Here is a 1,043-nt window from a genome sequence, read left to right on the forward strand (position 1 = left end):
TGTGATGTCCAGGGACGTTGTGTCGTCGGGCGGTCGGTGACGCGCTGATCGAAGAAGGCCTCCCGGTGGTGGAGTGGAGCTGTCTAGGAACCGCTTCACCGACCAGGAGGCCTTCGTGTCCCACGCTAACGCTGCGCTGACCCCACGCGCCCGTCTTCGTCTGGCCAAGCTGATCGTCGAGGGCCGATGGCCCGCGACCACGGTGGCGAGGATGTTCATGGTGTCACCTGTCACCGCCCGGAAGTGGGCTGCTCGGTATCGGACCGAGGGTGCTGCGGGGATGGCAGATCGATCCAGCCGCCCGCACCGGATGCCGGCGAAGACGCCGCCGGCACTGGTGAAACGGATCGTGAGAGCGAGGTGGCGGCGTCGCCTCGGGCCAGTGCAGATCGGGGGTGAGCTGGGGCTGCCGGCGTCAACCGTGCACGCCGTCCTGGTGCGGTGCCGCATCAACCGGCTCTCCCACATCGACCGGATCACCGGGGAACCGATCCGCCGTTACGAACACGCGACTCCCGGCGCGATGATCCACGTGGACGTGACGAAGTTCGGCAACATCCCTGACGGCGGAGGCTGGCGGTTCGTCGGGAAGCAGCAGGGCGACCGGAACCGTGCAGCGACACCAGACAAGCCGCGATCGGCGACCAGAGACCCGCTGATGGGCCGAGCGTTCGTGCACACCGTCATCGATGACCACTCCCGCGTCGCCTACGCCGAAATCCACGCCGACGAGAAAGCCGTCACCGCGATCGGTGTCCTGCAACGGGCTGTTGCGTGGTTCGCCGATCGCGGCGTCAGCGTCCAGCGGGTGCTCTCCGACAACGGCTCCGCCTACAAGTCCCACGCCTGGGCCGACGCATGCTCGGCACTTGGGATCACGCCGAAGAAGACTCGCCCCTACCGGCCACAGACGAACGGGAAGATCGAGCGGTTCCACCGCACCCTGGGCGAGGGCTGGGCATACGCACGGTTCTACGGCTCAGAGACCGAACGCCGACAAGCGCTCCCGGGCTGGCTCCACTTCTACAATCACCACAGGACTC

Annotated in this window: 1 protein-coding gene; it reads left to right on the forward strand. The window is 67.0% G+C overall.

Annotation, left to right across the window (positions count from 1 at the left end; translation table 11 throughout):
• Positions 1 to 115 precede the first annotated feature (115 nt).
• A partial coding sequence (locus QUG98_RS16550; protein ID WP_289471586.1) for an IS481 family transposase occupies positions 116 to 1,043 on the forward strand: 928 nt, incomplete at its 3' end.

The sequence above is a fragment of the Curtobacterium subtropicum genome (assembly GCF_030362975.1).
Classification (GTDB): domain Bacteria; phylum Actinomycetota; class Actinomycetes; order Actinomycetales; family Microbacteriaceae; genus Curtobacterium; species Curtobacterium subtropicum.